Genomic DNA, 13,636 nt, shown 5'->3' on the forward strand with positions numbered 1-13,636 from the left:
TGGCCGCCGCACTGGTCGCGCTCAGCCCGGTGTCGCGGATCGACCGTGCGGTCCCGGCGACGTCCGCGCCGGCGTCGGTGCGGACGAAGACCGTGCCGGTGTCGCGGGCGACCCTGCCGATGCCCGGCAGATCCTCGGGCACGATGACGTCGCCCCACAGGTTCGGGGCGTCAGGGACGATCGCGACCAGTCGCACCTCGACCCTCTGTTTGCCGATGCGCATCCGGCGGGTCTGGCCGACCCGACCGCCGAAGTCGGTGACGTAGGAGGCGGTCACCGCCATCGCCCGGCCGTGGAGGTCGGCGAGGCTCCCCCGCGTCGCCTGCAGACTCCGGGTGGCGGTGGCGCTGGCGACGTCGACGACCTCGACCTCGGTCGGGCCGCCCCCGAACCCGACCTGGGCCCTGCGGCGGATGTCGCTCACGCCGACCCCGGGGACGTCCTGGATCCGCTCCGAACGCTCTGCCTGCTCGACGACCAGCTCCGACCTGAGCGCGGCCCGGTCGGCGCCCTCGGTCCAGTCGGCGCTCGCACCGACCGCCACCACCATCGAGCCGGCCACCGCCATGATGGCGACCACCGGCGCCGCCACCGCGGAGGTCATCCGGCCGCTGGTGCGGACGAGATCACGGGCCAGGTGCGCCGACGGGTCCCGTCCTGCCACCGCGGCGCCCGCGTACGCCGCGAGCTCGGTGTAGAGCAGGCCGCCCACCGCGTTGGCCCCGATCACCGCGACGATCGGCAGGAACATGCCGACGAGCATGGCGAACAGCAGCGGCATCTGGGGTGCGAGCACGGCGGTCGCGACCAGCACACCGGCCGCGGTGAGACCGACCAGAGCCTGCACCACGGTGGGGCGTCGTCGCTCGAGGACCGCCTCGTGAAGCGCCTCGACCGGCTGCGTACGTCCGGCGCGGACGCCCGCGCGCCAGGCCCCGACCAGAGCGACACCGACGCCGCAGGAGGCGGCGATCGCCCATGCGGTGCCCTGGCTCGGCATCGTGAGCGCGACCGGCGTGACCCCGGCCTGGTGGAGGACCCGCAGCACCGGCACCGTCGCGACTGTGCCGAGCAGGCAGCCGGCGACCGTTCCGACGGCCGCGACCGCGACCGCCTCACCGAGCAGCAGCGTCCGCGCCTGACGCGGGGTGGCGCCGAGCAGGCGGAGCAGGCCGAGCTCACGGCGCCGGGTGGCCACCACGAAACCGAAGGTCGAGGAGACCACGAAGAGCGCCAGGAAGAGCGAGATGCCGGCCATGAAGCCGAACAGGGACCCGAGGTCGTCGATCTGCCTCCGGGTCTGCTCGTCCAGCCCGTCGGTGTCAGTGCCGAGCGCTCCCAGCATGTTGGTGGCGAGGGTGATCAGGGCGATGCCACCGGCGAGGGCGACGGCGGCTCCGGCGTACGGAGGCCAGGACTGGCGCAGGGTCTTCAGGCTGTGGGCACCCATCGTGACGACCTTCATCGGGCCACCCCCGTAGCGCAAGCGCCAGAATACGGACGCGGCCCGATGAAAGATCCAACGGTCGCTCGCTGACGCTCGCTCATCCCACAGGCTCCAGGTCGGCCATGCGCGCTGCGATCAGGGCCGGGTCGCTGTGCTCCATCTGCCCGACGACCACGCCGTCGGCGAGGAACAGCACGCTGTCGGCGTACGAGGCGGCGAGCGGGTCGTGGGTGACCATCACGACCGTCTGCGCCGGTCCGCGCGTCCCCGGGGCGTCGACGAGGTCCCGCAGCAGCTCGAGCACGTCGCGTCCGGCCTGACGGTCCAGCGCGCCGGTGGGCTCGTCGGCGAAGAGCACGGCGGGCCGGGTGTGCAGCGCACGCGCGATGGCGACGCGCTGCTGCTGACCACCGGAGAGCTCCGGCGGCCGCCTCCGGGCCAGCCCGTGCAGCCCGACCCGTTCGAGCGCCCCGTTCACCTGGTCGCGATCCACACGCCGTCCGGCGAGACGGGCAGGAAGGGCGACGTTGTCGTAGGCGGTGAGAGCCTCGAGCAGGTTGTACTGCTGGAACACGAAGCCCATCACCTCTCGGCGCAGCTTCGTCAGGGTCGTCCGGTTCAGCCCGGCCAGGTCGGCGCCGACGACCCGGACGCTGCCCGCGGTGGGCCGGTCGAGGCCGGCGGCGATCTGCATCAACGTGGACTTGCCCGATCCCGACGGCCCCATGATCGCGGTGAACGTCCCGGCGGCGAAGGCATGGCTCACGCCCCGCAGGGCGTGGACCGTCCCGGAGCGGGACCGGTAGGTGCGGGTGACTTCGTCGAGAAGGACTGCGGGCGGGCCGGGTGGCCGGGGCGCATGGACGGCGTCCGGGAAGGTGGCGGTCATGTTTTCCAGCAAACGCCTCGTGCGCACCGCGCGCACGGGCGCGGACGCCACGGTGGGGTAGCGCGTGCGCTACCCCACCGCGGGGTCATCAGTGCCTAGGCTCGAGGGTGATGAGACCTCCACCCGACGTCTGGGCCGCGCTGCGCTCCTCCCCCTGGCGGCTGCTCGCCTCCAGCTGGCCGTGGCGCGCGCTGGCCTACCTGGCCTCCGGCGCTCTGGTCGGTCTCGTCGTCGCGGCCGCGCTGTTCGTGCTGGTGGGCGTCGGACTGCTCACCCTGGTCGTCCTGGTCGGAGTGCTGGTCCTGGCCGCGATTCCGCTGCTGGCGGCACTCGTCGCCGACGTGGAACGGGTGCGCCTCCGGCTGGTCCTGCCCGAGGCCGGTCCGGAGAAGGCCGCTCCCCCGGACCGGATCGCCTGGAGCGACCGGCTCCGGGCACTGCGCCGGCTGCGGATCTCCGGGCCCGAGGTCGGCTACACCGTGCTGGTCGCCACGGTGCTGTGGCTGGTCGACGCCGTCGCGCTCAACCTCCTCATCACCCTCCCAGGTGTGCTCGTAGCCGCCCCGGTCCTGGTCCGGATCGACGCTCCCGTCGCCTTCGGTCCCTGGCAGCTCAGCACGCCGGCGGAAGCCTGGATCGCCGTCGCGCCAGGGCTGGTTCTGCTGGTCGCCGGCCTGTACGCCACCACCCTCCTCGCCGCCGCCCAGGCCAGCTTGGCGCGGCTCCTGCTCGAGCCGGCCCAGACCCGGCTGACCGCGGCCGTCGCCGACCTGCGCCGGTCCCGCGTCGACCTCGTCGACGCCTTCGAGACCGAGCGCAGCAGGATCGAGCGCGACCTCCACGACGGCGCCCAGCAGCGGCTGGTCGCGCTGACCATGACGCTCGGGCTGGCTGAGCTGGAGGTGCCCGAGGGCGCCGGGCTCGAACTGGTCCGGCAGGCCCACGCCCAGGCGGAGACGGCGCTGGCGGAGCTTCGCGCCACCGTCCGCGGGATCCATCCCCGGGTGCTGGTCGACCACGGGCTCACCGCCGCCGTCCGCGAGCTCGCCGGAGCGGCCGGGCTGCCGGTCTCGGTCGACCTTCGGTTGGATGGCCGCCTGCCCGCGCCGGTCGAGGCCGCGGCGTACTTCGTGGTCGCCGAGGCGCTCACCAACGCGGTCCGCCATGCCGGTGCCCGCTCGGCCCGCGTCCAGGGACAGGTCACCGGTGACCGGCTGGAGGTCGTCGTACGCGATGATGGGGCCGGCGGCGCCGGCCTGCGGCCCGAGGGCGGGCTCGCCGGACTGGCCACCCGTCTGGCCGCCCTGGACGGCCTCCTGGAGGTCACCAGTCCACCGGGAGGACCGACGGAAGTGAGGATGACGTGCCCGATCGCGCTCCCCTGAGGATCGTCCTGGCCGAGGACGCCGCGCTGCTGCGCGAGGGCCTCCTCGCCATCCTCGAGCGAGCCGGCCACGAGGTCATCGCCGCGGTCGGCGACGCGGACGCCCTGCTCGCCTTCACCGACCACACCCGCCCCGACGTGGTCATCACCGACATCCGGATGCCTCCGACCCGCACCGACGAGGGCCTGCGTGCGGCCGCCGAGCTCCGCCGTCGGCACCGCGACCTGGCCGTCCTGGTGCTCTCGGCCTATGTCGCCGACGCCTACCTGGCCGAGCTCCTCGACACCGCAGGTGGCGGCGGCATCGGTTACCTGCTCAAGGACCGGGTCGGTCACGTCCGGGACTTCCTCGACAGCCTGGACCGGGTGGCGGGCGGTGAGACTGTCGTCGACCCCGAGGTCGTACGCGGCCTCCTCGACCGGCAGCGGCTCGACGGTCCGCTCGAGGTGCTCTCGGAGCGCGAGCGCGAGGTCCTGGCCCTGATGGCCGAGGGACGCACCAACGGCAGCATCGCCGCCGCGCTCTTCGTCTCCGAGGCCGCCGTACGCAAGCACGTCGGCAACATCTTCGCCAAGCTCCGGCTCGATCCCGCCACCGACCGACGGGTCTCCGCCGTCCTCGCCTACCTGCGCGAAACCTAGAAGGTGATCCCCCGGGCGGCGAACCGGTCGCGGACCAGATCGGCGGCCGCCTGGCCGTCGCGAGCGGCCGCGGCCGCGTACGTCTCGGCCGCCGCGGCCTGGAAGCTGGTGTCCGGCGCGTAGGAGAACTGGGAGTAGATCAGAGTGGTGTCCCAGTCGCGGGTGGAGAGGCCGAGGTCCTGGTAGCCCTCGCGGATCTCCCACAGCGCCTGGCTCCAGATCTGGCCGTCGTAGTGCACCTGGTTGCGTCGGTCCTCGAGGGTCAGGTCGAGGTCGAAGCTGCGGATGCAGTGCGGTGCATCGGTGTAGGAGGCCGAGTCCCAGTCCATCGGGCAGGCAGGGTCGGCAGCGACCGGCCAGCCGTACTCCGAGGCGGCGTCGAGCCCGACGGTCACGGCGAGGTAGTCGCCGAACGACTCTCCGATCGCGCCGGCGTCGAGGCTGCCGCCGTAGCCGGGCACCTGGTCGGCGTGGACGGCGTGGCCGTACTCGTGGACGATCACCTCGGCGTCCTCGGCATCGTCGACACCGCCCTTGCCCAGCCGGATCCGGAAGGGCTTGTCGGTCTGGTAGGAGTTGTCGCCGCCGTACTGGTTGATCTTGACCGAGAACGGCCCGTCCAGGACGCCGGGGAGCGTCTCACCGAAGCCGAGGGCGTGCAGGTAGGTCTGCGCACGGGTGACCCAGAAGTAGCCCATGACCTGCTCGAACTGGTCCTGGTGGCGGTCGTAGGAGTAGCTGTTGGTGGCGGAGTACGCCGGCGCCCCGGTGCTCGACTCGATGACCGCGTAGTCGCCGCGGAGGTAGCCCGAACCGTCCAGGTGGGTCAGCGGCACCTGGGCGTAGGCGCTGTCCGGCACGGCGCTCGCGGCGTCCTTCTGGTCGGTCAGGCTCTGGTCGTTGCTGGACTGGATCGGGTTGACCATGAAGACGCGGGCGGTGCCCTCGGAGGATCCGCTGCCCGGCGCCGCGGTGGCCGGGCTCAGCGGGACGGCGAACCCGGCGGTGGCCACCAGGCCGGCAGTGACGGCGATCGAGAGTCTGCGCATGTGAGGCATGGTCTTCTCCTTGACTGAACGGCCGTGCGGCCAGGTTCTATACCGCGAGGATGTCCTTCGCGAGGAGTTCCTCGAGAGGCAGGTGGGGGTCGAGCTCGATCCCGAAGCCGCGGGCGTGGCCATCGATGACGAACCAGATCGACTGCGCGGTGAGCCGCTCCAGGGTCTCGGCGGGCAGCCGCTCACCGGTGCGGGTCAGCCACCGGCGTACGGCACCGAAGACCGCGCCGACGAGACCGTAGATCAGCGGGTCCAGGGCCTCGGCCTCCTCCTCGGTGGGCTTGCCACCGAGGGCGATGACGGCGGTGCCGACGATCGCCGAGATCCGGCCGGCGAGCTGCTCCATCCCCTGCTGGAAGGGACCTTCGTCGCCACCGTCGATGTCGTGGTCGGCGGCGAGGTGCAGCGCGGGGTGGGCCCGGGCCCAGCGGACGTAGGTGCCGATGATCCGCTCGATGATCTGCGGGACGGTGCCGTCGAGGGTGATCCCGGGCATCAGGTCGGACCAGAGCCCGTCGAGGATCGCCTGCTGCACGGCCCGGTCGAGGTCGGCGCGGTCCTCGAAGTGACGGTAGATGACCGTGCGGGACAGACCGGCGCGCACCGCGATCTGCTGCACCTGGACGTCGGCGCCGGGCTCACCGGCCTCGATCACCGCGATGGCGGCATCGATGATCTGCTGACGGCGCTGCTCGTTGTGCTTGCTCCACCGGTCCTGCCGACCATCACGCTTCTCCCCGGCCACCCGCGTCTCCCCCTGCTCCCCGTGCTGCATGTCTCGCGTCGGCGTCGAGAGCGTCTCAACGCTCCTTGCGACGTCCAAGAGAGTATCGGGGTTTCCGTGACTTCGCGGCGATGCCCCGCATCTCCTCGACATCGGTGATCTTCACGCGCGGACGACCGGCCTCTGCGCCACGCCGCTTCTCCTCGCGGTCGATCGCCTGCCAGCCGGCCAGGTCCACCATGCCTGGCTGGCGGCCGCGTACGACCGCAGTGATCTCTGCGGCGTCACCGACCGGTGCGGGGATGCGGTCGGCGTCGAGGTCGTCGAGGACCTGCTCGACGGTCTCCTCGGCATCGGACTTGTTGGTGCCGATGAAGCCGTTCGGGCCGCGTTTGACCCAGCCGGCCACGTAGACGCCCGGGAGCACCCGGCCGCCCTCGTTCGGGACGGTGCCGGTCGCGGCGTCGTAGGGAAGATCGGCCACGGGCAGGCCCTTGTAGCCGACCGCGCGCAGCAGCATCCCGGTCTCGAGGACCTCGGTCTCGCCGGTGGGGACCGCTCGGACGGTGCCATTCGCGTCGCGCTCGAGGCGGTTGCGACCGACCTCGACCCCGGTGACCCGATCGGTGCCCAGCACACGCACCGGCGAACTGAGGAAGCGGAGCACGATCGTACGCAGCCCCGGGCGCAGATCGCGTCCGGCGAGCTCACGCAGCAGCCGGGTGGTCGTCGCACCGCCGGCGAGTGCATCCTCGAGCGGAAGATCGCCCGTGTCGACGACCACGTTGACGCCGGTGTGCCCCATCAGCCCGACCAGCTCAGGGACGGTGAAAGCCGCCTCCCCGGGCCCCCTGCGCCCGAGGATGACGACCTCCTTCACCGCGCTGTCGCGAAGGACCGCCAGCGGCCCGTCGGCGACGTCGGTGCCCGCGAGCCGCTCCGGATCCTCGGCGAGGATCCGGGCGCAGTCGAGCGCCACGTTCCCGTTGCCGACCAGGACGACCCGCCCCGACGGGATCGACTCCGCGTCGAGGTGGACCGGCAGGTCCTGCTTGTCGGGGTGGCCGTTGTACCAACCCACGAAGTCGGTGGCGCTGAGCGATCCGGGCAGGTCGTCGCCGTCGATCCCGAGCGCCCGGTCGCTCGCCGCACCGACGGTGTAGACGACCGCGTGGTAGCGCGCGGTCAGCTCGGCGTGGGAGACGTCCTTGCCGACCTCGACACCCAGGAAGTAGCGGAATCCCGGCTGCGCCTCGATCTGCGCGAAGAGCTTCTCGACCTGCTTGGTGTTCTGGTGGTCGGGCGCGACGCCGGCCCGGACCAGGCCGTACGGCGTCGGCAGCCGGTCGAAGACGTCGACGCTGATCTCGGGGTGCTTGAGCAGCTCGTCGGCGGTGTACATCCCCGCCGGCCCGGCCCCCACCACGGCGACCCGGAACGGTCCGGTTCGGGTCAGCCGGCGCTGGGGGTGGACCAGGGCGAGCGGAGTGCGGTCTGAGTGCGGGAAGACCTCGAAGTACTCCGCGTTGATGGCGAGGAACGGCTCCTGCGCGGCGGTCAGGGTCGTGTGCGGCACGATCGCGTCGGCCGGGCAGGCCGTGACGCAGGCGCCGCAGTCGACGCAGCTCTTGGCGTCGACGTAGAGCATCTCGGCCTCACCGAAGCCGGGCTCGCCCGGGGCGGGGTGGATGCAGTTGACCGGGCAGGCGACCACGCAGGATGCGTCTGCACAGCACGACTGGGTGACGACGTGAGGCACGTGTGACTACCGTTCTGGGCCGGTGGAGGTGATCAGTAGGAGGCCGCGCGCGGCTCGGCGCGGAAGCGCGAGGCGCGCCCGTCGATGCCGGTCAGCTTCCACAGCAGCTTGGCCGGACCCTTGCGGATGCCGAGGTTGTCGGCCAGGAGGCGCACGTCACCGAAGAGGTCACGCAGCAGCTTCTCGGACTCCTCGGACTTCCACCAGATCTCGCGGGCGACCTCGTCCGGGATTCCCATGTCGTAGCGGGCCTGCTTGCTCGGGACCATGATCACGTCGCACAGCAGCCGCATGATGACCGGGAAGATGTAGGCGAGCAGGGTCTTCTTCACGCGGCCGAGCTCGGGCACGTGCTGCTCGAGGTACTGGTGAGCGAAGCCGATGTGGCGGGCCTCCTCAGCGATGTGGATCTGCATGATCCGGTTGGCCGCGGGGTGGCTGCCGCCGGCGCGCATCGCGCCCTTCTGCAGGTGGTCGATCGGCTCCTCACCGGCGAGGATGCCGGTGAAGAACGCCTCCGGGAAGAATGCACCCGCCGAGGCCATGAAGGGCACCAGGACCTTGAAGTAGGTCGGCGCACCCGCCACGTCGGGGTTCACCCGGTTGACGAACTCCTGGAACATCTGGGTGTGGTGGGTCTCCTCGGTCACCTCGTGAGTCGCGTAGCGGAACTCCGGGTTGTTGTTCTCCGACCAGACCAGGTGGTTCATCACGCCGCCGATGAGCAGCTGCTCGAACTGCAGACCGACCTTGGCGACCTGGGCCCAGCGGTACATCCCGATCTCGATCTGGCGCTCCTTGGACAGCGCCTTGTACCACGGGTGGGCACCGATCTCGTCGGCGTCGTTGAGGATCCAGCGCTCGTCGTCCGGACGCACCTCCAGCTCGGCGGAGTCCCAGTCGATGTCCTTGAACGGGTCGAAGTGGACCTCCACCGAGGCCTCCGACAGCGTGCGGAGCGTGTCGAGGTAGGCCTGCTTGCCCTGGCGGACGTATCCGGTGGACTTCTCATCCTGAACGGCGGTCATGATGATCGCTCCTTCTGCACCGTTGAGTTCTGCGTTGAACCACTGACTACGTGACCCACGTTACCCGGACACGCGTCCCGATAACAAGAGTACGCGCGACTTAGTGTCGCGTTTATTTCTCAGTGGTCCGTGGTGCCCGGAAACGCCACGAGGGCGGTGCGTGAAACTCACGCACCGCCCTCGGGATGTCGGGTCAGACTTGCTCGTGCGACTCCACGGCAGCGACGATCCGCTCGATGGCCTCGTCGACCGGGATGCCGTTCTCCTGGCGGCCGTCGCGGTAGCGGAAGCTGACCGCGCCCTTCTCGACGTCCTCGCCACCGGCGATCAGCATGAACGGGATCTTCTGCAGCTGCGCGTTGCGGATCTTCTTCTGGAAGCGGTCGCTCGACTCGTCCACCTCAACACGTACGCCTACCTTCTTCAGCTTGCCGGCGATGTCGTAGACGTAGTCGTTGAACGCATCCGCGACCGGGATCATCTCCACCTGGACCGGGGCGAGCCACGGAGGGAAGGCACCGGCGTAGTGCTCGACGAGCACGCCGAGGAACCGCTCGATGGAGCCGAACTTGGCCGAGTGGATCATCACCGGCTGCTGCCGGGTGCCGTCGGCGGCCTGGTACTCCAGGTTGAACCGGTCGGCGGAGGGCTGGTTGAAGTCGTACTGCACCGTGCCCATCTGCCAGGTCCGGCCGATGGCGTCCTTGGCCTGGACGGAGATCTTCGGGCCGTAGAAGGCCGCGCCGCCCGGGTCCGGGACGAGCTCGAGACCCGTCTCGCGGGCCACGTCCTCGAGGATCCTGGTCGCCTCGGCCCAGTCCTCGTCGCTGCCGACGAACTTGTCCTTGTTGGCGTCGTCCCGGGTCGACATCTCCAGGTAGAAGTCGTCGAGGCCGAAGTCCTTGAGCACGGTCAGCATGAACTCGAGCAGGTGCTTGACCTCGGCCGGCGCCTGCTCCTTGGTGCAGTAGGAGTGGCTGTCGTCCTGGGCGAAGCCGCGCACCCGGGTGAGGCCGTGGATGACGCCCGACTTCTCGTTGCGGTAGACCGACCCGAACTCGAACAGCCGCAGCGGCAGCTCGCGGTAGGACCGCCCGCGCGAGCGGAAGATCAGGTTGTGCATCGGGCAGTTCATCGCCTTGAGGCGGTAGTCCTGACCGTCCACGTCCAGCGCCGGGAACATGCCGTCGCCGTAGTAGGGCAGGTGGCCGGAGGTGTGGAAGAGCTGCTCGCGCGCGATGTGCGGGGTGCCGACGTACTCGAAGCCGTGCTCGATGTGCTTGGCGCGTACGTAGTCCTCCATCTCCCGCTTGATGATCCCGCCCTTGGGGTGGAAGACCGGGAGCCCGGAGCCGATCTCGTCCGGGAAGGAGAACAGGTCGAGCTCGCGGCCGAGCCTGCGGTGGTCGCGGCGCTCGGCCTCCTCGATCCGGGTCAGGTGGGCCTCGAGCGCCTCCTTGGACTCCCAGGCGGTGCCGTAGATGCGCTGGAGCTGCTTGTTCTTCTCGTCCCCGCGCCAGTACGCCGCGGCGCTGCGCATCAGCTTGAAGGCCGGGATCCGCTTGGTGGTGGGCAGGTGCGGGCCACGGCAGAGGTCCTTCCACGCGATCTCGCCGTTGCGGTCGAGGTTGTCGTAGATGGTCAGCTCGCCGCCACCGACCTCGGCGCTGGCGCCTTCGGCCGCTTCGCCGGCGTTGCCCTTGAGGCCGATCAGCTCGAGCTTGTAGGGCTCGTCGGCCAGCTCGACGCGGGCGTCCTCGTCGGTGGTGACCCGGCGGGAGAACTTCTGGTTGGCCTTGATGATCTTCTTCATCCGGGACTCGATCTTGACCAGGTCCTCGGGCACGAACGGGGTCTCGACGTCGAAGTCGTAGTAGAAGCCGTCGGTCACCGGCGGGCCGATCCCGAGCTTGGCCTCCGGGAAGAGCTCCTGCACGGCCTGCGCCATCACGTGCGCGGTCGAGTGGCGCAGGATGTCGTGGCCGTCCTTGGAGTCGATCAGGACACCCTCGACCTCGTCGCCGTCGGCGAGCTCGTAGGCGAGGTCCTTGAGGCTGGACTCCTCGGAGCCGGCTCCGACCCGCGCCGCGATCACGTCGGGGGTGTCCGCGAAGAGCTCCCACGCCTTCGTGCCCGTAGTGACCGTCCGTTCCTCGCGCCCGTCGGGGGTGAGTACGGCGATCTTGATCTCGGACACGGATGCTCCTGTGGGTTCCGGTGGTGTGTGGACCGCGATGCTCGCGCGGCGTCCCGATCGTATCCGTCGCCGACGGCGTACTGCGAAACAGGCGACGGGCTTCGCCCTGCGGCCGCAGGGCGCGGGCGGGACGGCGCGAGATCACCGGAACCCGTTGGGGCATACGACTAGACTTTCGATGCCTCGATCGGCGTCCCTCCCCGTCTGATGTGAAAGACCTCGTGCTCCCCACCACAGGCCCCAAGTCCCGTCTCATCGACCCGTCTCGCCGGGTCGCCCGGCTACAGCGACGTACGTCGCTGGCGACCGTCCTGATCACCCTGGGCCTCGGCGCGCTGGCGATGCTGTTCCCGGCCACCGTCGTGGCACAGCAGGCCGCCGACCGATGGAACAGCGGGCAGTGGGCGGAGGTGAACGTCGTCGAGCGGTGCGAGTTCGACAGCGGCACCGGCGAGATCATCTCCTGCCAGGGCCGGTGGCGCGTCGACGGCGAGCAGGTCACCGGAAGCATCCACGGCACGCTGCGCGACATCGGCCGCGACCCCGATCCCTCGAAGGCGACCTACCGGATGTGGGTCGTCGACTCCGACGCCTACGGAGAGCACGCGATCAACCCGTGGCCGGCCCGCATCCTCGGGACGGCCCGCGAACCGGTGCTCTGGGGCGGGATCGCGCTCACCGTGCTCGGCCTGGTGGTGCTGCCGACGCGGCGAGCGTGGCTGCGTACGCCGGGCGAGGAGCCGCTCAGCGAGGACCCTTCGACAAGCTCAGGACATCGCCTCGGCATCCGGCTGAGCACCCACCCCGCGCACGGGCGGGCGTGGCTGGCGCCGGTCGGGCTGGCGCTCGGCCCGGCGCTCATCGCGCTCGGCGCCTGGGGCGCCACCCGGCCCCGACTGCCGACGGTGCTCGTGCTGGCCGGATGTCTGGTTGCGCTCGCCGGGCTGATCCTCGGATTCCGGCTGGCCTGGCTCGGGCTGCGGCGTCCGTTCGCGGTGGATCTCGGGCTCTACGAGGGCGGCCTGGTCCTGGACTACGCCCGCCACACCGACGTCATCCTCTGGGAGGACGTGACCAGCATCGACACCGGTGTCGTCGACGAGCGCAGGGCCAACCCACGCATCGACGTCACCCTGCACCTGGTCACCGGCACCGCGCTCCGGTTGCCGCGAGTCGACCATCAGCACTCGTTCACCGCCCACCTGCACCGGATCACTGCTGACGGGTCGCTGCGGGCAGGCTGAGGTAGCCTCAGCGCCGATGACTCAGATGCGCGCAACCGTGGTCCACAACGGCGAGCTCTCGGTGCGGTCGGTGCCGCGACCGGAGCCGGGGCCGGGACAGCTGCTGATCAAGGTGCTCCGCGCCGGGATCTGCGGCTCCGACCTGCACGTCCGCGAGCACAGCGACGAGCTCAACGAGGTCGTGACCGAGCTCGGCTACACCACCGCGATGACCCCGGAGCAGGAGATCGTCCTGGGGCACGAGGTCCTGGGCTCGGTCGTGGCCTACGGACCCCAGACCCGCGGTCGCTGGAAGCCGGGCACCTCGGTGACGGCGCTGCCGGTGCTGCGTACGGACGGGGCGATCCACATGGTCGGCTTCGACGTCGACTCCCCCGGCGGCTTCGCGGAGTACTGCGTCGTCCAGGAGGCGTTCACCTTCCCTGTGCCCGAGGAGGTCGAGCCCGAGCGGGCGGTCTTCACCGAGCCCCTCGCCGTCGCCCTCCACGCCGTACGCCGCGGCGCGGTCTCCGCGCGGCGCCCGGCCGTGGTCATCGGCTGCGGCCCGATCGGCCTGGCCGTCATCTTGATGCTCAAGGCGCAGGGGGTGAAGACGGTGGTCGCCTCCGACCTCTCCCCCGCTCGTCGTGCACTGGCGGTCGAGTGCGGTGCCGACGTGGTCGTCGACCCGCGCGAGTCCTCGCCGTGGGACGCCTACCGGCAGCGTGGTCCGGTGACGTCGTTGCCCGAGTACCTGAGCTTCGGGATCGACGCGATGCAGGTCGTACGCCGCATCCCGCTGCTGCCCTGGGAGACGGTGCTGCTCAACGCCGATCGCCTCGGACAGTCGCCGACCGGGCCCGTGGTCTTCGAGTGCGTCGGCGTGCCGGGGATGCTCGAGCAGATCATGACCGCGGCGCCGCTGCACACGCGCGTCGTAGTGGTCGGGGTGTGCATGGAGCCGGACACGATCCGCCCGGCGGTCGCGATCCACAAGGAGATCGACCTGCGGTTCGTCTTCGGCTACGACCCGGCGGAGTTCGCGCGCACGCTGGAGCTGATCGCCGCCGGAAAGGTCGACCCTTCGCCCCTGCACACCGGCACCGTCGGGCTCGACGGGGTCGCGCAGGCGTTCTCGGATCTGGCCGATCCGGAGACGCACGCAAAGATCCTCGTCGACCCGTGGGCGTGACCGAGCCCACGCGTCCAGGATGCTGGTAGACGGGTCACCTACCAGTAGTATCGGTTTCAACAGCGGCCCGTTCCGGTCTTGCCCCGGCCGCTC

Annotated in this window: 11 protein-coding genes; 4 read left to right on the forward strand and 7 right to left on the reverse strand. The window is 70.7% G+C overall.

Annotation, left to right across the window (positions count from 1 at the left end; genetic code table 11):
* Window positions 1-1,465: FtsX-like permease family protein (locus tag ABZZ22_RS21155; RefSeq protein WP_354935405.1), on the reverse strand; the 1,465-nt coding region annotated here is incomplete at its 3' end.
* 79 nt (window positions 1,466-1,544) lie between these two features.
* Window positions 1,545-2,336 carry an ABC transporter ATP-binding protein gene (locus tag ABZZ22_RS21160; RefSeq protein ID WP_354935408.1) on the reverse strand — a complete coding sequence of 264 codons (792 nt, stop codon included), beginning with the start codon at window positions 2,334-2,336 and terminating at the stop codon, window positions 1,545-1,547.
* Between the two features lie 110 nt (window positions 2,337-2,446).
* Between ABZZ22_RS21160 and ABZZ22_RS21165 the strand changes: the two genes are divergently transcribed.
* Both ABZZ22_RS21165 and ABZZ22_RS21170 read left to right on the forward strand, forming a co-directional pair.
* The gene (locus tag ABZZ22_RS21165) at window positions 2,447-3,721 is read left to right on the forward strand and encodes a sensor domain-containing protein (RefSeq protein WP_354935411.1); all 1,275 of its coding nucleotides are present in this window, start codon (window positions 2,447-2,449) and stop codon (window positions 3,719-3,721) included.
* Window positions 3,700-4,362, forward strand: a complete 663-nt coding sequence (locus tag ABZZ22_RS21170) for a response regulator transcription factor (RefSeq protein ID WP_354935414.1) — start codon at window positions 3,700-3,702, stop codon at window positions 4,360-4,362. Before ABZZ22_RS21165 ends, ABZZ22_RS21170 begins: the two co-directional genes overlap by 22 nt.
* Here ABZZ22_RS21170 and ABZZ22_RS21175 read toward each other — a convergent pair.
* From ABZZ22_RS21175 to thrS, 5 genes are all read right to left on the reverse strand, one after another.
* Complete coding sequence (locus ABZZ22_RS21175) at window positions 4,359-5,420, reverse strand: M36 family metallopeptidase (RefSeq protein WP_354935417.1); 1,062 nt, start codon at window positions 5,418-5,420, stop codon at window positions 4,359-4,361. The genes ABZZ22_RS21170 and ABZZ22_RS21175 overlap by 4 nt on opposite strands.
* A gap of 37 nt (window positions 5,421-5,457) precedes the next feature.
* Window positions 5,458-6,195, reverse strand: a complete 738-nt coding sequence (locus ABZZ22_RS21180; protein WP_354935420.1) for a TetR/AcrR family transcriptional regulator — start codon at window positions 6,193-6,195, stop codon at window positions 5,458-5,460.
* 25 nt (window positions 6,196-6,220) lie between these two features.
* Window positions 6,221-7,903, reverse strand: coding sequence for an FAD-dependent oxidoreductase (locus ABZZ22_RS21185; RefSeq protein ID WP_354935423.1), 1,683 nt, complete (start codon window positions 7,901-7,903; stop codon window positions 6,221-6,223).
* A gap of 32 nt (window positions 7,904-7,935) precedes the next feature.
* Window positions 7,936-8,931 carry a diiron oxygenase gene (locus ABZZ22_RS21190; RefSeq protein ID WP_354935426.1) on the reverse strand — a complete coding sequence of 332 codons (996 nt, stop codon included), beginning with the start codon at window positions 8,929-8,931 and terminating at the stop codon, window positions 7,936-7,938.
* A 193-nt stretch (window positions 8,932-9,124) separates the two neighbouring features.
* On the reverse strand, window positions 9,125-11,128 hold the full coding sequence (gene thrS / locus ABZZ22_RS21195) for a threonine--tRNA ligase (RefSeq protein ID WP_354935429.1): 2,004 nt from the start codon (window positions 11,126-11,128) through the stop codon (window positions 9,125-9,127).
* A gap of 221 nt (window positions 11,129-11,349) precedes the next feature.
* On the opposite strand from thrS, the gene ABZZ22_RS21200 reads away from it, so the two are divergent.
* Together ABZZ22_RS21200 and ABZZ22_RS21205 are read left to right on the forward strand one after the other, a co-directional pair.
* Window positions 11,350-12,372: a hypothetical protein gene (locus ABZZ22_RS21200; RefSeq protein ID WP_354935432.1), complete on the forward strand. Its 1,023-nt coding sequence runs from the start codon at window positions 11,350-11,352 to the stop codon at window positions 12,370-12,372.
* Window positions 12,373-12,388: 16 nt separating this feature from the next.
* A complete protein-coding gene (locus ABZZ22_RS21205; RefSeq protein ID WP_354935435.1) occupies window positions 12,389-13,543 on the forward strand; it encodes a zinc-binding dehydrogenase in 1,155 nt (384 codons plus the stop codon).
* The last annotated feature ends 93 nt before the right edge of the window (window positions 13,544-13,636 follow it).

The sequence above is a fragment of the Nocardioides sp. NPDC006273 genome, assembly GCF_040613495.1.
Lineage (GTDB): Bacteria > Actinomycetota > Actinomycetes > Propionibacteriales > Nocardioidaceae > Nocardioides.

Excerpts from the sequence above, each read along its gene's own strand:
- ABZZ22_RS21175 (WP_354935417.1), bottom strand. The coding sequence starts at position 5,420 with ATGCCTCACATGCGCAGACTCTCGATCGCCGTCACTGCCGGCCTGGTG.
- ABZZ22_RS21165 (WP_354935411.1), top strand. The coding sequence starts at position 2,447 with ATGAGACCTCCACCCGACGTCTGGGCCGCGCTGCGCTCCTCCCCCTGG.
- ABZZ22_RS21190 (WP_354935426.1), bottom strand. The coding sequence starts at position 8,931 with ATGACCGCCGTTCAGGATGAGAAGTCCACCGGATACGTCCGCCAGGGC.
- ABZZ22_RS21180 (WP_354935420.1), bottom strand. The coding sequence starts at position 6,195 with ATGCAGCACGGGGAGCAGGGGGAGACGCGGGTGGCCGGGGAGAAGCGT.
- ABZZ22_RS21160 (WP_354935408.1), bottom strand. The coding sequence starts at position 2,336 with ATGACCGCCACCTTCCCGGACGCCGTCCATGCGCCCCGGCCACCCGGC.
- ABZZ22_RS21205 (WP_354935435.1), top strand. The coding sequence starts at position 12,389 with ATGACTCAGATGCGCGCAACCGTGGTCCACAACGGCGAGCTCTCGGTG.